This window comes from Rhodopseudomonas julia (genome assembly GCF_030813515.1).
Lineage (GTDB): Bacteria > Pseudomonadota > Alphaproteobacteria > Rhizobiales > Afifellaceae > Afifella > Afifella julia.
In genome coordinates this window covers 1,432,782-1,452,360 of the sequence record NZ_JAUSUK010000002.1, presented here as the reverse complement: position 1 = coordinate 1,452,360, position 19,579 = coordinate 1,432,782, and the positions used below count along the sequence as shown (strand labels likewise).

Genomic DNA, 19,579 nt, shown 5'->3' with positions numbered 1-19,579 from the left:
GAATGAACAAGGGTGAATTGGCCGCTGCGGTGGCAGAGAAGACGGATCTGTCCAAGGCTCAGGCCACGGACGCTGTGGAAGCCGTTTTCGGCTGCATCACGGATGCCCTCAAAAAGGGGGAAGAGGTGCGCGTGCTTGGTTTCGGCAACTTTGCCATTTCGGAACGCGCAGCCAGCACGGGCCGCAATCCGCAGACCGGCGAAAAGATTGAAATCAAGGCTTCCAAGCAGGCCAAATTCAAGCCGGGCAAAGGCTTGAAGGATGCCGTTAATAGCTGACGGCGGCGCTGTTTTGTTGAAAGGCCGACTTCTTCGGCCTTTTCGATTCCGTCTTCACGGAATCCATTCTCTTCCAACAGACTTGTCATGAGCGACCGCCCTTTATACAGGGGGGCGGCGGGCGGTTAGCTCAGTTGGTAGAGCATCTCGTTTACACCGAGAGGGTCGGCAGTTCGAGCCTGTCACCGCCCACCACAATTCCGGAGCCAGCTTGCAACCAACGGCTTGCTGGCGCCGGCTTCAGAAAGCTTCACCAATCGTTCGGTGTTCGCTTGACACAGACGGCGCAGTCACCTATCTCGCCGTCTCGCTGAGGGCCGAACCACTGGCCCGAAGCCACCCGCGGGGGTGTAGCTCAGTTGGTTAGAGTGCCGGCCTGTCACGCCGGAGGTCGCGGGTTCGAGCCCCGTCACTCCCGCCATTTTTTCTCAGACCCAACCAACGTCTGAGAGGTCCGCCGGAGAGAGAACATCTCTCTCCCCCGAAGGCGGAATTCTCCAAACCCTCATCTTCTCGATTGATCAGCCCATAGCGTTCGGATTGATGTCCAGGCGCCATCCCTGATGACGTCGATTCGCGGCTGCCCGGCGGCCAGGGCTCACGGCTGGTCGCCGATTCGGTTCGGCGGCTGGCGCCGCGAATCGAATCGCAAAAACCGTATTGCGAATCGCGCGACGGGATTGTTGTGGCTGTTTCGTCTGGTCCTGCGTCCTGCTGACCAGCTTTGCGCCTTCACGTAGCCGTCCAGGCCGCCAGGAGCGCGCAGGGCGCCGATCTCAATCTCGCCCGGGAAATCTATGGCACTGCCCCGCGAACGCGTCTGTGACGCTCTGTGGGCTCCTCAGCTCGCGTCTCCAATTGAGCGGTATGGTCGTGATCGGACCTTCCTCGCGCTGGGCTGCTGTTCCGGCGCGATCGTGATGCGGTCCGGCCGGAGGTGAATTGCAGGCGGCGCCGCCCCGGGACATGCGTGGCGAATGACGGGATCGCGGCGGTCTTGGAGGCCCCGCCGCCTCGGAATGGCGTCATACGAAGCCCGATCTTATCGCAGCTTGCGGGAAGGCTCCGAAAATTAGAATGTGCCTAGACAGGGCTGATAAAAAATTATTAAAAATAAGAACTATATATTGCGTCTGAGGGAAACAAGCATGGCGATTAGCATTCAGCAGGACATTACCTTCGTGATCGATACCACTGGAAGCATGTGGGACGAGATCGACACTGTAAAAGAAAGCGTCACGTCTGTTATCGACGCGATTTTTGGCTCTGGCACAACTGATGCGCGCGTTGCGTTGGTTGCTTACAACGACCCGGATACTGAGGTTGTTCTGAATTTCACCAACGATACGAGCATTTCTGCAAGGGAGACAGCGGCGCGCGAGGCGATTGAGAGCCTCTATGCATCCGGCGGGGGCGACCTTCCGGAACTCGTCAACGCAGGTCTTCTCCATGCGCTCGACGGCGATATTGGCGCCTGGCGCCCGGAAGCTGAAGCGCGACGCATCATTCTGTTCGGCGACGCGCCTCCCAAAGACACTGATCTTCATGATGAAGTGGTGTCACTCGCCAACGGTCAGGATGTGCAGATCTACGGCGTCATCATCGGCGTTTCCGGCTCTGGAATCGACAGTGGCACCAAAGAGGCCTTCCAGGACCTGGCATCCGCGACCGGAGGCGGTGTGATTGAAGCGGAAACCACCGAGGACGTCGTTGATTCGCTTCTCTCGGTGATCCTGACCGGGACCGAACCTATCACCGGCACTTCTGGGGATGATGCGCTGAACGGCGGTATCGGCTTTGATACTCTGATCGGCGGAGGCGGAGCCGACACGATCTCCGGGGCTGGCGGAAGCGATCAGATTTTCGGCGGACCAGGCGACGACGTGGAGTTCGGCGGCTCCGGCAATGATGTGATGTTCGGAGGCGGAGAAGCCGACAAGATTTGGAGCGGCGACGGGTCCGACCAGGCCTATGGGGCCGCCGGCAATGATGTCATCGGCGGTGGCAACGGCGACGACATCCTGGGCGGCGGAACAGGCGCGGATTCCCTGTACGGCGGCGATGGCGACGACACAATCTATGGAGGCTCCGACGCGTCTCGCGATGTGATCTACAGCGGGAGTGGCTCAGATGTGGCCTATATCGGAGCAGGTCACGATGTTCTGGTCGGCGGCGCGGACGACGACATCCTCGGCGCAGGTTCGGGCAATGACGAGGTTGCGGGCGGGGCCGGTGCGGATACGATCTACGGCGCTGCGGGCGATGATACGATCTTCGGCGGTGAGGACGACGACGTCATCTACGGTGGCTCGGGCAATGACGTGATCTATCTGGGATCCGATTCGTACTCGTATGACGTCTACGCCGCCGGATCCAACAATGGCGATGACACTGTCTATGGGTTCGAGGACGGGCGTGATCACATCGATCTCTCTGAGACCTCGATCGGCAGTTCGGCTGAACTCGATGCTGCTCTTTCGACCGACGCCTCCGGCAATGTCGTCATCAATTTCGCCGAAGGCGGCAGCATCACGATCGACGGCATCAGTGCTGGAGAGTTCAGCAGCTCGGACGTTTATTTCTGACTTCGCCGGACTGGCCGCCTGCGCTGAAACAGCCTTTCCCGCCCGCAGATCTTATGCGGGCGGGGAAGGGGGCCTGACGGCGTTCCTGGTTTCTCCCCGTCATCCCCCGTTTCTGCCTCTCTTTCTCTCTCAAGGACCGAATCTTGCGACGCGCGTACCTTGCTGGAAGCAGCCCACGTCCCGTCAACGATGACTATGGGCGCCGGCAGGTCGCGCCATAAATTCCGGGGTGCGAGAGGGATGTCTGGAAGAGGTCGGACGAGGGGTGGAGCCGAGGCAAACATTTCCACCGCAATTGCGGTTCCGCCTGGCGGGGGAGGCGGCGCTCATCTATCTCGGTGCGCCTCTTGCCATCCATTGGATGGTGATCAACTGGCACATGCCCCTCTTGGTGTTGCTGACAGCGACGCTACCGCCCATTCTTCTGATGCTCGCGGCTGACCACTCGTTCCGTTGGAAGGAGACGTTCCGGCGGCATTGGAGACGTGGCATCCTTCCCCAGATACTGATTCTGTTCCTCGTCGCAGCGGCCTCTTTGACGGCTGCCACCGCCTGGCTTCTGCCGACTGAGCTTTTTGGACTGCCGCGCTTCCGTCCGCAGCTCTGGCTCCTGATCGTCGTTCTTTATCCGCTCCTATCGGCGCTGCCGCAGGAGCTCATCTACCGGGTGTGGTTCTTCCATCGCTATCGCGGCCTCTTCGGGCATCACGAGAAGCTCGCCATCGCGGCGAACGCGGCCCTCTTTGCGTTCGCCCACATTATTTTCGGCAGCGCGATTTCGGTGGGCGGGACTTTGCTTTTGGGGGCCGTTCTCGCCTGGCGCTATGCGCAAGCCCGCTCTTTCTGGCCGGTTTGGTTGGAACATGCCCTCTATGGTGACCTCGTCTTCACCATCGGCCTCGGCCGGTACTTTTATCTGAGCGCTGGTGGATGAGACAGGGTTGCGCAGGACGGGGCTCCGGTCTAACTCACACAGCGGTGCGATTGGAAAATCCCCTCCGCCGCACCCGGATGAACCATTGACGCTCTGACTTGCGCCAATACATACCGTCTACCGGGGATGGCCCGGTCGTTATGATGAACGAGCTTCTTCTCAGCTATCTGCCCATCGTCATCTTCATCGCGCTTGCGCTGGTTATCGGCCTGGCGTTGCTGGTTTCTCCATTTATCGTCGCCTACAGGGCGCCGGATCCGGAGAAACTGTCGGCTTACGAATGCGGCTTCAACGCCTTCGATGATGCCCGTATGAAATTCGATGTGCGGTTCTATCTGGTCGCCATTTTGTTCATCATCTTCGATCTCGAAGTGGCCTTTCTGTTCCCATGGGCCGTGGCGTTCCACACCGTCGGCTGGTTCGGCTTCTGGTCGATGATGGTGTTTCTCGCCGTGCTTACGATTGGCTTCGTCTACGAATGGAAAAAGGGAGCTCTGGAATGGGATTGACCGACGCTCGCCCGCGCATCGATGACCCGCATCCTCTTGGGCGCGAAGGCTCGTCGACGCTGACGCGGCAGGGGGATCCCTTCTTCAGCGAGATCAACAATGAGCTCGCCGACAAAGGTTGGCTCGTCACCTCGACCGATGAGCTGATCAACTGGTCGCGCACGGGCTCGTTGATGTGGATGACCTTCGGGCTCGCCTGTTGCGCCATCGAGATGATGCAGACCTCCGGCCCACGCTATGACGTGGAGCGTTTCGGCTTTGCGCCGCGCGCGTCTCCGCGCCAGTCGGACGTGATGATCGTGGCAGGAACGCTGACCAACAAAATGGCCCCGGCGCTCAGGAAGGTCTACGATCAGATGCCTGAGCCGCGCTACGTCATTTCCATGGGCTCATGCGCCAATGGCGGCGGCTACTACCATTATTCCTATTCCGTGGTGCGGGGCTGCGACCGCGTCGTTCCGGTCGACATCTACGTGCCCGGTTGTCCGCCGACGGCGGAAGCGCTTCTTTATGGCGTGTTGCTTCTGCAGAAGAAGATCCGCCGCACCGGCACGATTGAGCGGTGAGAGAGACGATGGCCGACACGGAAAGCCTGGCGGATATCGCCTCTCACATTGCCGGACATCTCGGCGACCGCGTGGAAGATTCCGTCATCGCCTATGGCGAATTGACGATCACCGTCGACCCGGTCGACATCGTTCAGACGCTGCGCTTCCTACGCGATGATGCACGGCTGCAATTCGTCTGCTTCATCGATGTGTGCGGCGTCGATTATCCTGCGCGCCGCCGCCGCTTCGATGTCGTCTATCATCTCTTGAGCCCGCGCCAGAACGCACGCATCCGCGTAAAAGTGCAGGCGGACGAGAATACCGCAGTCCCGTCTGTCACCGAGGTATTCCCGGGAGCGGATTGGTTTGAGCGTGAGGCTTACGACCTTTACGGCATTCTCTTCTCGGGCCATCCGGACCTTCGTCGTATCCTGACGGATTACGGTTTCCGGGGTCATCCGTTGCGCAAGGATTTCCCTCTGACGGGTTTCGTCGAGGTTCGCTACGACAACGAGCAGGCGCGCGTCGTCTACGAGCCGGTAAAGCTGCAGCAGGAATTCCGGAGTTTCGATTTTCTATCCCCGTGGGAAGGGCCGGACTACGTTCTGCCCGGGGACGAGAAGGCGAGTTGAGCGAGGTGTCTCGCGCAGCAGCAAAGCGTGTCGCTGCCGGCGGTACGAGGTTTGCCCGCTGCTACAAGCGCATCCGACCCGCGTCCGCCTTCGTATCAGAGGCGGTGGGGCGGCTCGGAAACGAAGCGCGCGCGCTTGGCGGTCGCTCCGTCTCGAATCGCACCGATGACAGCATGCGTTTGAACGCCTGCGGCCCCGTTAAGCCCTCGCAATTGTGGCGCCGCGCCATTCATTATCTCTCTTCAGGACCGACGTATCCTCATGCCCTCTGAAGCTGATCTCCGAAATTTCAATATCAACTTTGGACCGCAACATCCTGCTGCGCATGGTGTTTTGCGTCTTGTGCTGGAATTGGATGGCGAGGTCGTCAAGCGCGTCGATCCGCATATCGGCTTGCTCCATCGCGGCACCGAGAAGCTGATCGAATATAAAACCTATCTGCAGGCGGTGCCTTATTTCGACCGGCTCGATTACGTCGCGCCGATGAACCAGGAGCACGCTTTTGCGCTGGCCACAGAGCGCCTTCTGGAGCTGGAGGTGCCGAAGCGCGGCCAGATCATTCGTGTGCTCTATGCGGAGATCGGACGGATTCTCTCGCATCTCTTGCATGTCGTGACGCATGCTCTCGACGTCGGTGCGCTGACGCCGCCGCTTTGGGGCTTTGAGGCGCGGGAAGTGCTGATGGGCTTTTATGAGCGTGCCTCGGGTGCCCGCATGCATGCGGCTTATTTCCGTCCGGGGGGCGTGCACCAGGATCTGCCGCCGCAGCTCATCGCCGATATCTACAATTATTGCGATCCGCTTTTGAAGGTCTGCGACGACCTTGAAGGGCTTCTCACCGACAACCGGATTTTCAAGCAGCGCTGCGTCGATATCGGCGTCGTGACGCTCGACGAGGCATGGCGGCGCGGCTTCTCGGGCGTCGTGTTGAGAAGCGCTGGCGCTCCTTGGGATCTGCGGAAGTCTCAGCCCTACGACGGCTACGAGGAATACGATTTCGATATTCCTGTTGGCAAGAATGGCGATGTCTACGATCGTTACATCATCCACATGGACGAGATGCGTCAGGCCGTTCGCATCATGAAGCAATGTTGCGAGAAGCTGAATTCGCCCGAAGGCGCCGGCCCGGTGTCGGCCCAGGACGGTAAGGTGGTGCCGCCGAAGCGCGGACAGATGAAGCGCTCGATGGAAGCGCTCATCCACCACTTCAAGCTCTATACCGAGGGCTACCATGTGCCCGCGGGTGAGGTTTACGCCCCGGTCGAGGCGCCCAAGGGCGAGTTCGGGGTCTACCTCGTCTCCGATGGCTCCAACAAACCCTACCGCTGCAAAATTCGAGCGCCGGGCTTCGTGCATCTGGCCGGGCTCGATTCGATTTCGCGAGGCCATATGCTTGCCGATATGTCGTCCGTGCTCGGCTCCATTGATGTCGTTTTTGGAGAGGTGGATCGCTGATGGCCGTTCGTCGTCTCGCTGAACAGCAGCCCGATTCCTTCGCTTTCACGCCCGAGAATACGGCTTGGGCGGAGCGGGAGATCACCAAATATCCCGAAGGCCGGCAGGCCTCGGCCGTTATTTCGCTCCTCTGGCGCGCCCAGGAGCAGGAGGGTTGGGTGACGAAGCCGGCGATCGAGACGATCGCCCATATGCTCTCCATGCCGGAAATCCGCGTGTTGGAGGTCGCGACCTTCTACACGATGTTCCATCTCGCTCCCGTCGGCACCAAAGCCCATGTGCAGGTATGCGGAACGACGCCGTGCATGTTGCGCGGATCGGACGAGCTGAAGAAGGTGTGCCAGCGGCGGATCGCTGAGCACCCGCATGAAGTGTCCGCTGATGGTGCGTTCTCGTGGGAAGAGGTGGAATGCCTCGGCGCTTGCGTGAATGCGCCGATGGTGCAGATCTTCTCCGATACCTACGAGGATCTGACCCCGGAGAGCTTTGAGGCGATTCTAGACGATTTCGCTGCCGGCCGTACGCCGCATCCAGGCACCCAGATCGACCGCCAGCATTCCGCACCGCAATCCGGTCTGACGAGCCTCACGGAAATCGACGGCGGTTCCGAGCAGGTTTTGCGCGAGCCGCCGCGTGGCGTCCCGGCCGAGGGCGAGGCGCACGAGAGGGTTGAGGGCAGAAACGGCGCATCTGTCGGCGCCGGGAAGCCGACACCCGCCAACGAGGATCTCGCCGGCGGCGCGCCCGAAGAGCCGCAGCAGGCAGTTGGCCGCAACGAAGCCGCGGCAACGCCCAGCGGCAAGCAAGAGCTTGCCGGTCGGCCGACGGGCTCTGGCCGGCCCGACGAAGAGGCCGCGCGTTCCGAGCCTACGGATACGGGCTCCGAGAATCTCGGCGCGGAACCCCACAAAGCGACCATCCATGAGCAGGCCGAAAGAGGTGCGGGCCGGGAGCCGGAAAAGGCTTCCCGCGACACCTCGGGCGGGACGGACAACAAGTGATGCGACCGAACGCGCCTTGCCCGATCGCCTTCGGGCTTCCTTGCTGCTGTGTCGGGATGAAGAGGAAATCCGATGCTCGCCGATAAAGACCGCATCTTCACGAATCTCTACGGCCTTTATGACCCCGGTCTGAAGGCGGCCCAGAAGCGCGGCCAATGGGACGGCACGAAAGACCTGATCACCAAAGGTCGTGACTGGATCATCGACGAGATGAAAAAGTCGGGTCTGCGCGGCCGCGGCGGCGCCGGCTTCCCGACCGGTCTCAAATGGTCCTTCATGCCGAAGGAATCGGACGGGCGGCCGCACTATCTCGTGGTCAATGCCGACGAATCGGAGCCGGGCACCTGCAAGGATCGTGAGATTATGCGTCACGATCCCCATACGCTGATCGAGGGGTGTCTGATCGCCTCTTTCGCGATGGCCGCCCACACCTGCTACGTTTACGTGCGTGGTGAATATATCCGCGAGCGCGAGGCTCTGCAGCGCGCCATCGACGAGGCCTACGACGCGGGCCTCATCGGCAAGAACAATTCCTGCGGCTGGGATTTCGACATCTACGTCGCCCATGGCGCTGGCGCCTATATCTGCGGCGAGGAGACGGCGCTCCTGGAAAGCCTTGAAGGCAAGAAGGGTCAACCGCGCCTGAAGCCGCCATTTCCGGCAAATGTCGGCCTTTATGGCTGCCCGACCACCGTCAACAATGTCGAGTCGATCGCCGTTGCGCCGACGATTTTGCGGCGTGGGGGTGCGTGGTTCGCTGGCATCGGTAAGGAAAACAACACCGGTACAAAGCTCTTCTGCGTGTCTGGCCACGTCAATCAGCCGTGCACGGTGGAAGAGGCGATGTCGGTGCCGTTCCGCGAGCTGATCGAGCGCCATTGCGGTGGCATTCGTGGCGGCTGGGACAATCTTCTGGCCGTCATCCCTGGCGGCTCGTCGGTGCCATGCGTGCCGGCGGACCAGATCATCGACTGCCCGATGGACTTCGATTCGCTGCGCGCACTGAAATCGGGCCTCGGCACGGCTGCCGTTATCGTCATGGACAAGTCGACCGACATTGTCCGGGCCATCGCGCGCATCGCTTATTTCTACAAGCACGAGAGCTGCGGTCAGTGCACGCCGTGCCGCGAGGGCACAGGCTGGATGTGGCGTGTGCTCGAACGCATGGCGCGCGGCGAGGCGGAAAAGCGCGAGATCGACATGCTGCTGGAAGTGACCTACCAGGTCGAAGGCCATACCATCTGCGCGCTCGGCGACGCGGCGGCATGGCCGGTTCAGGGTCTGATTCGGCATTTCCGCCCCGAGATCGAAAAGCGCATCGACCAGTACGCGGCCAATCCGAAGACGGAGAACCGGGTCGTTCTGGAGGCAGCGGAATAGGTTTGTCTCAGGTCACCGCAAAAATGAGAGGCACGTGCATGCAGAAAGACCATCAGCGATTCGGCTGCCTGCCTGCTGTTGCGCCCTCGGCGACCGACGACACGCTTGCCGATCTGCGAAATCCCGGGACCGACGGGGTAAAAGAGGCGGACGGTATTGGCGTCTCGCTTGAAATCATTCTAAACGAGCCCGGCATCGTTCATTTCCAACAGATGGCAGATCGGGACGGGGCGGAGATCGCCTGGAGCAACGGATTTATTGACCGCAAGCGCTACATGGGGTGCAGCCGCGCGCTGCCGCATGCAGCGCCTTTGATGGCCGCCGGTCGGTGAAACGGCGACAGGCGCAGGACGGATCATGGCAGATACGCGAACACTCATAGTCGACGGCACCGAAGTCGAGGTCCCCGTAACGTACACGCTTCTGCAGGCCTGCGAAGCAGCAGGTGCGGAGATCCCGCGCTTCTGTTTCCACGAACGGCTCTCGATTGCAGGCAATTGCCGCATGTGCCTCGTGGAGCTGAAGGGGGCGCCGAAACCCGTCGCGTCCTGCGCTTACGCGGTGCGCGATTGCCGCCCTGGGCCCAACGGTGAGCCGCCGCAGGTGCTGACGAAGTCGCCTTTGACGAAAAAGGCGCGCGAAGGGGTGATGGAGTTTCTGCTCATCAATCATCCGCTCGATTGCCCGATCTGCGACCAGGGCGGAGAATGTGACCTGCAGGACCAGGCGATGGCCTACGGTGTCGACACCTCTCGCTTTGAGGAAAACAAGCGGGCGGTGGAGAACAAATATATCGGTCCGCTGGTGAAAACGATCATGACGCGCTGCATCCATTGCACGCGTTGCGTCCGCTTCACCACCGAGGTTGCCGGCGTCTCCGAGCTTGGCGCCACCGGCCGTGGCGAGGACATGGAGATCACGACCTTCCTAGAGCGGGCGATGACGTCTGAGCTGCAGGGCAATGTCATCGATCTTTGTCCCGTCGGGGCCCTGACCTCGCGGCCCTACGCGTTCAAGGCCAGGCCTTGGGAACTCAATAAAACGGAATCGATCGACGTCATGGACGCGCTCGGCTCTGCCATTCGCGTCGATTCGCGCAACACCGAAGTGATGCGCATCCTGCCGCGCACCAACGAGCTGGTGAACGAGGAATGGATCTCCGACAAGACCCGATTCGTCTTCGATGGGCTCCGGACGCAGCGCCTCGATCGTCCCTATCTGCGAGAGAACGGCCGCTTGCGGGCGGCGAGCTGGCAGGAAGCGTTCACCGCCATTGCCGAGAAGGTCAAAGCGGCGGCTCCGGAAAAACTCGGTGCCATTGCCGGTGATCTTGCCAACGTGGAAGAAATGTTCGCGCTGAAGGCGCTGATGTCCTCGCTCGGCTCACCGAATATCGATTGCCGAGAGCCTTATTCGCCCCTGCATCCGGCAAACGGGCGCGCGAGCTATGTCTTCGGCTCCACGATCGCCGGCATTGAAGACGCCGATGCGATCTTGCTGATCGGCACCAATCCGCGCGTCGAGGCGGCGGTTCTGAATTCGCGCATTCGCAAAGTATGGCGGGCCGGACAGACGCAGATCGGCGTGATCGGCGAGCCTGCGGATCTGACCTATGCCTACGCGCATCTCGGGGCAGGTCCTTCCTCCCTTGATTCGCTCGTCGCGGGCGAGCTCGACTTCCTCGATGTTCTGAAAAAGGCCGAGCGGCCGATGATCATCGTGGGGCAGGGCGCTCTCAACCGCTCCGACGGTGCCGCGGTTCTCGCTCAAGCTGTGAAGCTTGCCGATTCGATCGGGGCCCTTGGCGAGGAATGGAACGGCTTCAACGTTTTGCACACAGCGGCCGCGCGGGTCGGCGGCCTCGATCTCGGCTTCGTGCCGGGCGAGGGCGGTCTTGCGACGGCTGAGATGCTCGGGATGGAGGGAACGGCACCGCTCGACGTGCTCTTCCTCTTGGGAGCCGATGAGTACAAGCTCGATAAGATCCCGGGGACCTTCAAGGTTTACATCGGCAGCCATGGTGATCGTGGCGCCCACGGAGCCGACGTCATCCTTCCGGGCGCGGCCTACACCGAGAAATCGGGCACGTACGTGAACACGGAAGGGCGGGCTCAGATGGCGAACCGTGCGATCTTCCCCCCGGGACAGGCTCGAGAGGATTGGTCGATCCTGCGGGCTCTCTCCGCTGTGCTCGGCAAAACGCTGCCGTTTGATTCGCTCACCGAGCTGCGCAATCGCCTCGCTGAAAGCGATCCACGTTACCTGGCGCTCGACGAGATCGGCGATGTGGCCATGGACGGTCTCAAAACTCTCTCCGGCCGCACCAGCGAAAAGCCTGGCAGCGAGCCGTTCGCGAGCACCGTTCCGGACTTCTTCCTGACAAACCCGATCGCCCGTGCTTCGGCAGTGATGGCAGAATGTTCTGCGCTGCGGCTCGGCCCGCGCGCTGAAGCCGCGGAGTAGGCCCGATGGATACGTTTCTGCACAGCTACCTCATCCCTGGTGCCATCATCGTCGGACAGAGCCTTCTGCTTCTGGTCGTCCTGCTCGTCGTCATCGCCTATCTGCTTTATGCCGACCGCAAGATCTGGGCAGCCGTCCAGATGCGGCGCGGCCCGAACGTCGTTGGGCCCTGGGGTCTCTTTCAGTCATTCGCCGATTTGTTGAAGTTCGTGCTGAAGGAACCAGTTGTTCCCTCGGCTTCCGACAAGACGATCTTCCTCCTCGCCCCGCTGATGTCGACGGTTTTGGCGCTCGCGGCCTGGGCAGTGATTCCGGTGAGTGCCGGTTGGGTGATTTCCGACATAAACGTCGGTGTTCTCTATGTTTTCGCCGTCTCCTCGCTTGAGGTCTATGGCGTGATCATGGGTGGCTGGGCCTCGAACTCGAAATACGCGTTCTTGGGATCGCTGCGATCCGCGGCCCAGATGGTGTCCTACGAGGTCTCTATCGGCTTCATCATCATCACCGTGCTGCTCTGCGTCGGCTCGCTCAACTTTTCCGATATCGTGCTCGCACAGACCTCGGGTGTCGGCACGATGCTGGGTCTTCCGAATTCCTTCCTCGACTGGCACTGGCTGCCGCTCTTTCCGATGTTCGTGATGTTCTTCATCTCGGGCCTGGCGGAAACGAACCGGCCGCCTTTCGACCTGCCGGAAGGCGAATCGGAAATCGTCGCCGGCTTCATGGTGGAATACTCCTCCACGCCGTACATGCTGTTCATGCTCGGGGAATATGTCGCGATCACCGTCATCTGCGCCTTGATGACGACGCTGTTCCTTGGCGGCTGGTTGCCACCCTTCGACTTCGCGCCGTTCACGTGGATTCCGGGCGTCGTCTGGTTCACCTTAAAGCTGTGTTTCTGCTTTTTCCTGGTTTCCCTGGCGAAGGCGATCGTGCCGCGGTACCGCTACGACCAGTTGATGCGACTTGGCTGGAAGGTGTTTTTGCCCCTCTCTCTCGCCTTCGTCGTGATCGTCGCCGCCGTGCTTCAGTTCACGGGCTGGGGCGGCGTTCCGACGGCAGGGTGAGGCGCGATGAGTATCGCTTTCATCGGCTTGTTCGTCGGGCTGGTCTTTGCAATCGCCGACTACATGTTGTTCAGCATGGTGCTTGAGCGCGCCAAGAGGCGGGGTGAGAGCGGTTTCGGCGTGACTGCAATCGATCTTGCCCGCAAGGTGCAGCTGGTCCTGTTTCCAATTCTCGGCTGGTTTCTCGGACCGCTGCTTTACAGAAATTTCGGAGGTGGATGATGGCGTCTCTGCGTCAGGCGGCCGGATCCTTGTTGCTGAAGGAATTCGTCTCCGCCACCATGCTGGCCATGCGCTACTTCGTGGCGCCGAAGGCCACGCTGAATTACCCGCACGAGAAGGGACCGTTGTCGCCGCGCTTTCGTGGAGAGCATGCTCTTCGGCGCTATCCCAACGGTGAGGAACGGTGCATCGCCTGCAAGCTTTGCGAGGCCATTTGCCCGGCCCAGGCGATTACTATCGAGGCTGGTCCCAGGCGCAACGATGGCACCCGGCGCACCGTGCGCTACGACATCGACATGGTGAAATGCATCTATTGCGGCTTCTGTCAGGAAGCCTGCCCGGTGGATGCCATCGTGGAGGGGCCGAACTTCGAGTTTGCCACGGAGACGCGCGAAGAACTCTACTACGATAAGGTGCGGCTCCTGGAGAACGGTGACCGCTGGGAGCGAGAAATCGCCCGCAACATCGCTCTCGACGCGCCTTATCGGTAAATTGAGCCTGGCCCCGCTGGACGCTCCGGCGGGGCTTCGTTAAAGACTTTCAGCACCCGAAGCCCGGACCCATGATCCTGCAGCCGATCTTTTTCTACCTCTTCTCCGCCGTGACGATTGCCGCGGCTTTGATGGTGATATCGTCGCGCAATCCTGTGCATTCCGTGCTCTTTCTGATCCTCGCGTTCTTCAACTCCGCGGGCCTCTTTGTGCTTCTCGGAGCCGAGTTCATCGCCATGATTCTGGTGGTGGTCTATGTGGGCGCGGTGGCTGTGCTCTTCTTGTTCGTCGTCATGATGCTCGACGTCGATTTCGTGGAGCTCCGTCAGGGCTTTCTCCAATATCTGCCGATCGGTGCACTGATCGGGATCATTTTGCTCGTCGAGCTGGTCGCCGTTCTCGGTGGTACCATCATCGCGCCTGAGGTGACGCAGCAGGTGGCGCAGCCCATTCCGCCGCTTGCGGAGGCGAGCAACATCGCCGCGATCGGCGAGCTTCTCTACACTAAGTACATCTTCTTCTTCCAAACAGCCGGGCTCGTTCTGCTCGTGGCGATGATCGGGGCCATCGTTCTGACGCTGCGCCACAAGGAGGGGGTCAAGCGTCAGGATATCGGGGCTCAGGTGGGTCGCACCCGCGAAGCCGCCGTGGAGATAGTAAAAGTCAAATCGGGGCAGGGGATATGACGATCGGTCTCGGCCAATACCTCACGGTCGCCGCCGTGCTGTTCACGCTCGGCGTCTTTGGCATCTTCCTCAACCGCAAGAACGTGATCATCATCTTGATGTCGATCGAGCTCGTTCTCTTGTCGGTCAATATCAATCTCGTCGCGTTCTCCGCTTTCCTTGGAGACCTCGTCGGCCAGATCTTCGCGCTTCTCGTCTTGACGGTGGCTGCTGCGGAGGCGGCGATCGGCCTCGCCATTCTCGTCGTCTTCTTCCGCAACCGCGGTTCGATCGCGGTCGAAGACATCAACATGATGAAGGGCTGAGCTTTGTATACGGCGATCGTTTTTCTGCCTCTGCTCGGCGCCATTCTCGCCGGCTTGATTACGCTGGCGGGCGCGCAGGCGCGCCATCCTGTCGGTCAGACGTCGGAGCGCCGTCCGCTGCGCGACAGGCACTCCGAGAGTGATGGTCACCATCACGCGCCGGCCGCCGCCGGTTCGCGGGCTGCCGAGATCATTACCTGCGCGCTGCTTATCCTGTCGGCGATTCTCTCCTGGATCGGTTTCTTCGACGTCGCAATGGGTGAGCGTCAGGGTTTTACCGTTCCGGTGATGACCTGGGTGCAGTCCGGCGGCATGTCGGCCGATTGGACCTTGCGGATCGATTCTTTGACCGCGGTCATGCTGGTTGTGGTCACGACCGTCTCGGCCGTCGTCCACGTCTATTCGATCGGCTACATGGCGCATGACGCCCATCGGCCGCGCTTCTTCGCCTATCTCTCGTTCTTCACTTTCGCCATGCTCGCGCTGGTGACGGCAGACAATCTTCTGCAGATGTTCTTCGGCTGGGAAGGTGTCGGTCTTGCCTCATATCTCCTGATCGGCTTCTGGTATCAGCGGCCTGCTGCGAATGCGGCGGCGATCAAGGCCTTCGTCGTCAACCGTGTTGGCGATTTCGGCTTCATGCTCGGCATCTTCGGCCTCTTCGTTCTCTTCGGCTCGATCAATTTCGACACGATCTTCGCCAATGCCGAAGCCCTTGCGAGCGACCAGGGCGCAACGCTCAACATGTTCGGCACGGTGTGGAGCGGAGAGACAGCTCTCACCGTCGTCTGCCTGCTGCTTTTCATGGGTGCGATGGGCAAGTCTGCCCAGGTGCCACTGCACACATGGTTGCCGGACGCCATGGAAGGCCCGACGCCTGTTTCAGCTCTCATCCATGCCGCGACGATGGTGACGGCGGGTGTCTTCATGGTGGCCCGCCTTTCTCCGATCTTCGAATTTTCGATCAGCGCGTTGACGGTGGTGACCTTCATCGGCGCCGTCACAGCGTTCTTCGCAGCGACCGTCGGTCTCGTGCAGAACGACATCAAGCGCGTGATCGCTTATTCGACCTGCTCGCAGCTCGGCTACATGTTCGTGGCGCTTGGCGTTGGTGCCTATCCGATCGCGATCTTCCACCTGTTCACCCACGCCTTCTTCAAGGCCCTGCTCTTCCTGGGCGCCGGCTCGGTCATTCATTCCGTCTCGGATGAACAGGATATGCGCAAGATGGGCGGCCTGTGGCGGAAGATACCTGTGACCTACGCGATGATGCTGGTCGGTACGCTCGCGCTCACTGGTTTTCCGATGACGGCTGGATACTTCTCCAAGGATGCCATCATCGAAGCCTCTTTCATGGGGCATAACGGGATGGCAGGCTTTGCCTTCATCCTCCTGACTGTGGCTGCCGCCTTCACCTCCTTCTATTCCTGGCGGCTGATCTTCATGACCTTCCATGGGCGTCCGCGCGCTTCCACAGAGGTGATGAACCACGTGCACGAGAGCTCGGCTGTCATGCTGATTCCTCTCTTCGTGCTCGCGGCGGGGGCGCTTTTCGGTGGCATCTTGTGCAGCACCGCCTTCATCGATCCGGAGCAGTCGGCCGAATTCTGGAAGGGCGCGCTCTACACTGCGCAAGACAACCACATCATCGAAGAGATTCACCACGTGCCAGGCTGGGTGAAGCTGGCTCCCTTCTTTGCGATGGTGGTGGGCTTCATTGTTGCGCTCTTCTTCTACATCGTGCGTCCGGAGACGCCGAAGGCGCTCGCCCGCCAGATGGGCAGCCTCTACCGCTTCCTTCTCAACAAGTGGTACTTCGATGAGCTCTACAACGCGATGTTCGTGCGTCCGGCTTTCGCCTTGGGCCGCTTTCTGTGGCATCGCGGCGATGAGGGGACGATCGACAGGCTCGGGCCTGACGGGATCTCCGCCCGCGTCGTGGATATCACCGGGCGCGTTGTCCGGCTCCAATCCGGCTATCTCTATCACTATGCCTTCGTCATGCTGATCGGTGTCGCTTTGCTCGTCACCTGGATGATGTTTGCAGGATGACGGTGCGAAAATGCTGAACTGGCCCATCCTTTCGACGATAACGTTCCTGCCGCTGGTCGGCGCCGGGATCATCTTCTTCTTCATTCACGGTGATGAAGAGGTGCATCGGCGCAATATACGCCATGTCGCTCTCGGCGTGACCGTCGTGACCTTCCTCGTCTCCCTGCTTCTGTGGATCGGTTTCGATCCCGCGAATCCGGGCTTCCAGTTCGTCGAGAACGCGGATTGGCTCGGTGGCTTCATGAGCTACCGGATGGGCGTCGACGGCATCTCCATGCTGTTCGTCATCCTGACGACCTTTCTGATGCCGCTGTGCATCCTGGCGAGCTGGGAATCCGTGCAGAGCCGCGTCAAGGAATACATGATCGCGTTCCTCGTCCTCGAAACGCTGATGATCGGCGTGTTCTGCGCGCTCGATCTCGTGCTTTTCTACGTGTTCTTCGAGGGCGGCCTCATTCCGATGTTCCTGATCATCGGTGTCTGGGGTGGGCCGCGGCGCGTCTATTCCGCCTTCAAGTTCTTCCTCTACACGCTGCTCGGCTCGGTCTTGATGCTGCTGGCATTGATGGCGATGTACTGGGATGCGGGCACGACCTCGATCCCGGAACTCCTCGATCATCAGTTCCCGGCAAGCATGCAGTTCTGGCTGTGGCTCGCATTCTTCGCCTCGTTTGCGGTGAAGATGCCGATGTGGCCGGTGCATACCTGGCTGCCGGACGCGCATGTGGAAGCGCCGACCGCCGGATCGGTGATCCTGGCCGGCATCCTCCTGAAGATGGGCGGCTACGGTTTTCTGCGCTTCTCGCTTCCTATGTTCCCGCTGGCGAGCGCAGAATTTGCGCCTTTTGTTTATACGTTGTCGGTCATCGCCATCATCTACACCTCGCTGGTGGCCCTGGCGCAGGAGGACATGAAGAAGCTGATCGCCTATTCATCGGTCGCCCATATGGGCTTCGTGACGATGGGCATCTTCACTGTGACGGCACAGGGCGTGCAGGGTGGCATCTTTCAGATGCTGTCGCACGGCCTCGTCTCGGGTGCGCTCTTCCTCTGCGTCGGCGTGATCTATGACCGCCTGCATACGCGCAAGATCGACGCCTATGGCGGCCTGGTGAACCGCATGCCCTGGTATGCCTTCGCCTTCCTTCTTTTTACCATGGCGAATATCGGGCTTCCCGGCACGTCGGGCTTCGTTGGCGAATTCCTCACCATGCTCGGCGCGTTCCGAGTGAACACCTGGGTCGCCCTCTTTGCGGCTTCAGGCGTGATCTTCTCGGCCTGCTATGCTTTGTGGCTTTATCGCCGCGTCGCGCTCGGCCAGCTGGAGAAGGAAAGCCTCAAGGCGATGCTCGACCTTTCCCGGCGCGAAAAGCTCATATTGGTGCCATTGATGTTGCTCGTTTTGTTCTTCGGCGTTTACCCGCAGCCGGTGATGACCGTCACCGCGGCTTCCGTCGACAATCTCGTGGCCCAGGTGGAGGCTGCCCGCGAGGGCGCCACCTCCGCCGCGATGCTCGGCCGCTAGGAGGTCTCCGTGCCGGAAGTCATCATGATGCCGACCCTGACACCGCTCCTCGCGGAGCTGGTTCTCGCTCTCGGAGCCCTGGGGCTCTTGATGTTTGGTGTGTTCGCGGGGGAGCGTTCCGCGCCAACGGTGACGGGCGTTTCGATCGGATTGCTGGGCCTTGCCGTGCTTCTCGTCTTGTTCGCAGGTGGCGACGGCACGACCTTCAACGGCGCCTTTGTTCAGGACAGCTTCGCCCGCTTCATGAAGGTCTTGACGCTGATTGCGTCCGGCTTCGCGATCGCCATGTCTGTGGGCTATGCCCGCCTGGCCGGCTTCCAGCGTTTCGAATACCCGATCCTCATCGTGCTTGCCACGCTCGGCATGCTCTTGATGATTTCGGCCAACGACCTGATCAGCCTTTATCTGGGCCTGGAGCTGCAATCGCTGGCGATCTATGTGCTCGCCGCCATCCATCGCGACTCCATTCGCTCAACCGAGGCGGGCCTCAAATATTTCGTCCTTGGGGCGCTTTCCTCCGGCATGCTCCTTTACGGAGCCTCGCTCGTTTACGGCTTTACGGGTCACACGAATTTCCTGGAGATCGCCGGCGTCCTCGCCGACGGCCGCTCGACCGGTCTCGTCATCGGTCTCGTCTTCGTCATGGCTGGCCTTGCCTTCAAGATCTCCGCAGTGCCGTTCCATATGTGGACGCCGGACGTCTATGAGGGTGCGCCGACGCCGGTCACCGCATTCCTGGCTGCGGCGCCGAAGCTTGCCGCAATGGCGCTCACGATCCGCGTGGTGACAGAGGCTTTCGCGCCGATCTCGGCCGACTGGCAACAGATTGTTGCGTTTATCGCCATTGCATCGATGATCCTTGGCGCGTTTGCCGCCATCGGCCAGCGCAACATCAAGCGCCTGATGGCGTATTCGTCGATCGGCCATATGGGCTATGCACTCGTCGGTCTTGCCGCGGGCAGCGAACTCGGCGTGCAGTCGGTGATCGTCTATCTCGTCATCTACGTGCCCATGACGCTCGGCGCCTTTGCCTGCATTCTGTCGATGCGCCGCCAGGAGCATATGTTGGAAGACATCGATTCGCTGGCAGGCCTCTCGCGCACGCAGCCGATGACGGCCTTCATGCTGGGGGCGATCATGTTCTCGCTCGCGGGCATCCCACCGCTCGCCGGCTTCTTCGCCAAGTACTACGTCTTCCTCGCGGCGATCGAAGCCGATCTCTATTGGCTCGCGGTCATCGGCGTGGTGACCAGCGTCGTCGGGGCCTTCTACTATCTTCGGATCGTCAAACTCATGTATTTTGACGAGGCCGAAGCGAGCTTCGAGCGGATGCCCGGCGAGTTGAAAGCAGTTCTCGTTGTCTCCGGCGCCTTCGTTCTTGCATTCCTGGTGTTTGCGTCCCCGATCATCAATGCGGCTGGCGTAGCAGCGGCAAGCCTCTTTTAG

At 60.7% G+C, this 19,579-nt stretch carries 19 protein-coding genes and 2 tRNA genes; all 21 read left to right on the top strand.

From position 1 onward, the window contains the following. The first annotated feature begins 2 nt into the window (after positions 1–2). Positions 3–278: an HU family DNA-binding protein gene (locus tag J2R99_RS16080; protein ID WP_092812652.1), complete on the top strand. Its 276-nt coding sequence runs from the start codon at positions 3–5 to the stop codon at positions 276–278. A gap of 119 nt (positions 279–397) precedes the next feature. Next, positions 398–473: transfer RNA gene (locus tag J2R99_RS16075), tRNA-Val, on the top strand. Between the two features lie 149 nt (positions 474–622). Continuing rightward, positions 623–699 (top strand) — tRNA-Asp (locus J2R99_RS16070). A 727-nt stretch (positions 700–1,426) separates the two neighbouring features. Then, complete coding sequence (locus J2R99_RS16065; protein WP_307155394.1) at positions 1,427–2,863, top strand: VWA domain-containing protein; 1,437 nt, start codon at positions 1,427–1,429, stop codon at positions 2,861–2,863. Positions 2,864–3,128: 265 nt separating this feature from the next. Next, positions 3,129–3,797, top strand: a complete 669-nt coding sequence (locus J2R99_RS16060; RefSeq protein ID WP_307155393.1) for a CPBP family glutamic-type intramembrane protease — start codon at positions 3,129–3,131, stop codon at positions 3,795–3,797. 143 nt (positions 3,798–3,940) lie between these two features. Next, a complete protein-coding gene (locus J2R99_RS16055) occupies positions 3,941–4,306 on the top strand; it encodes an NADH-quinone oxidoreductase subunit A (RefSeq protein ID WP_307155745.1) in 366 nt (121 codons plus the stop codon). Continuing rightward, the gene (locus J2R99_RS16050; RefSeq protein WP_370872389.1) at positions 4,297–4,872 is read left to right on the top strand and encodes a NuoB/complex I 20 kDa subunit family protein; all 576 of its coding nucleotides are present in this window, start codon (positions 4,297–4,299) and stop codon (positions 4,870–4,872) included. The genes J2R99_RS16055 and J2R99_RS16050 overlap by 10 nt, the downstream gene beginning before the upstream one ends. An 8-nt stretch (positions 4,873–4,880) precedes the next feature. Beyond that, a complete protein-coding gene (locus tag J2R99_RS16045) occupies positions 4,881–5,486 on the top strand; it encodes an NADH-quinone oxidoreductase subunit C (protein WP_307155391.1) in 606 nt (201 codons plus the stop codon). A gap of 261 nt (positions 5,487–5,747) precedes the next feature. Beyond that, positions 5,748–6,941, top strand: a complete 1,194-nt coding sequence (locus tag J2R99_RS16040; protein ID WP_307155390.1) for an NADH-quinone oxidoreductase subunit D — start codon at positions 5,748–5,750, stop codon at positions 6,939–6,941. Then, positions 6,941–7,942, top strand: coding sequence for an NADH-quinone oxidoreductase subunit NuoE (gene nuoE, locus J2R99_RS16035; protein ID WP_307155389.1), 1,002 nt, complete (start codon positions 6,941–6,943; stop codon positions 7,940–7,942). The genes J2R99_RS16040 and nuoE overlap by 1 nt, the downstream gene beginning before the upstream one ends. A gap of 72 nt (positions 7,943–8,014) precedes the next feature. Next, entirely contained in the window at positions 8,015–9,322 is a 1,308-nt protein-coding gene (gene nuoF / locus J2R99_RS16030; RefSeq protein WP_307155388.1) for an NADH-quinone oxidoreductase subunit NuoF, read from the top strand. A gap of 38 nt (positions 9,323–9,360) precedes the next feature. Next, on the top strand, positions 9,361–9,654 hold the full coding sequence (locus J2R99_RS16025) for a hypothetical protein (RefSeq protein ID WP_307155387.1): 294 nt from the start codon (positions 9,361–9,363) through the stop codon (positions 9,652–9,654). Positions 9,655–9,679: 25 nt separating this feature from the next. After that, positions 9,680–11,785 (top strand): NADH-quinone oxidoreductase subunit NuoG, encoded by a 2,106-nt coding sequence (gene nuoG / locus J2R99_RS16020; protein WP_307155386.1) that lies wholly within the window; start codon positions 9,680–9,682, stop codon positions 11,783–11,785. A gap of 5 nt (positions 11,786–11,790) precedes the next feature. Next, positions 11,791–12,852 carry an NADH-quinone oxidoreductase subunit NuoH gene (gene nuoH, locus J2R99_RS16015; protein WP_307155385.1) on the top strand — a complete coding sequence of 354 codons (1,062 nt, stop codon included), beginning with the start codon at positions 11,791–11,793 and terminating at the stop codon, positions 12,850–12,852. Positions 12,853–12,858: 6 nt separating this feature from the next. Further along, positions 12,859–13,074, top strand: coding sequence for a hypothetical protein (locus tag J2R99_RS16010; protein WP_307155384.1), 216 nt, complete (start codon positions 12,859–12,861; stop codon positions 13,072–13,074). Continuing rightward, positions 13,074–13,565: an NADH-quinone oxidoreductase subunit NuoI gene (gene nuoI, locus J2R99_RS16005; RefSeq protein ID WP_307155744.1), complete on the top strand. Its 492-nt coding sequence runs from the start codon at positions 13,074–13,076 to the stop codon at positions 13,563–13,565. Before J2R99_RS16010 ends, nuoI begins: the two co-directional genes overlap by 1 nt. A 71-nt stretch (positions 13,566–13,636) precedes the next feature. Further along, positions 13,637–14,251: an NADH-quinone oxidoreductase subunit J gene (locus J2R99_RS16000; protein WP_307155383.1), complete on the top strand. Its 615-nt coding sequence runs from the start codon at positions 13,637–13,639 to the stop codon at positions 14,249–14,251. Beyond that, on the top strand, positions 14,248–14,556 hold the full coding sequence (gene nuoK, locus J2R99_RS15995) for an NADH-quinone oxidoreductase subunit NuoK (RefSeq protein WP_307155382.1): 309 nt from the start codon (positions 14,248–14,250) through the stop codon (positions 14,554–14,556). Before J2R99_RS16000 ends, nuoK begins: the two co-directional genes overlap by 4 nt. Before the next feature lie 3 nt (positions 14,557–14,559). Next, positions 14,560–16,608 (top strand): NADH-quinone oxidoreductase subunit L, encoded by a 2,049-nt coding sequence (gene nuoL / locus J2R99_RS15990; protein WP_307155381.1) that lies wholly within the window; start codon positions 14,560–14,562, stop codon positions 16,606–16,608. A gap of 10 nt (positions 16,609–16,618) precedes the next feature. Beyond that, a complete protein-coding gene (locus J2R99_RS15985; protein WP_307155380.1) occupies positions 16,619–18,133 on the top strand; it encodes an NADH-quinone oxidoreductase subunit M in 1,515 nt (504 codons plus the stop codon). 24 nt (positions 18,134–18,157) lie between these two features. Next, complete coding sequence (gene nuoN, locus J2R99_RS15980) at positions 18,158–19,579, top strand: NADH-quinone oxidoreductase subunit NuoN (RefSeq protein WP_307155743.1); 1,422 nt, start codon at positions 18,158–18,160, stop codon at positions 19,577–19,579.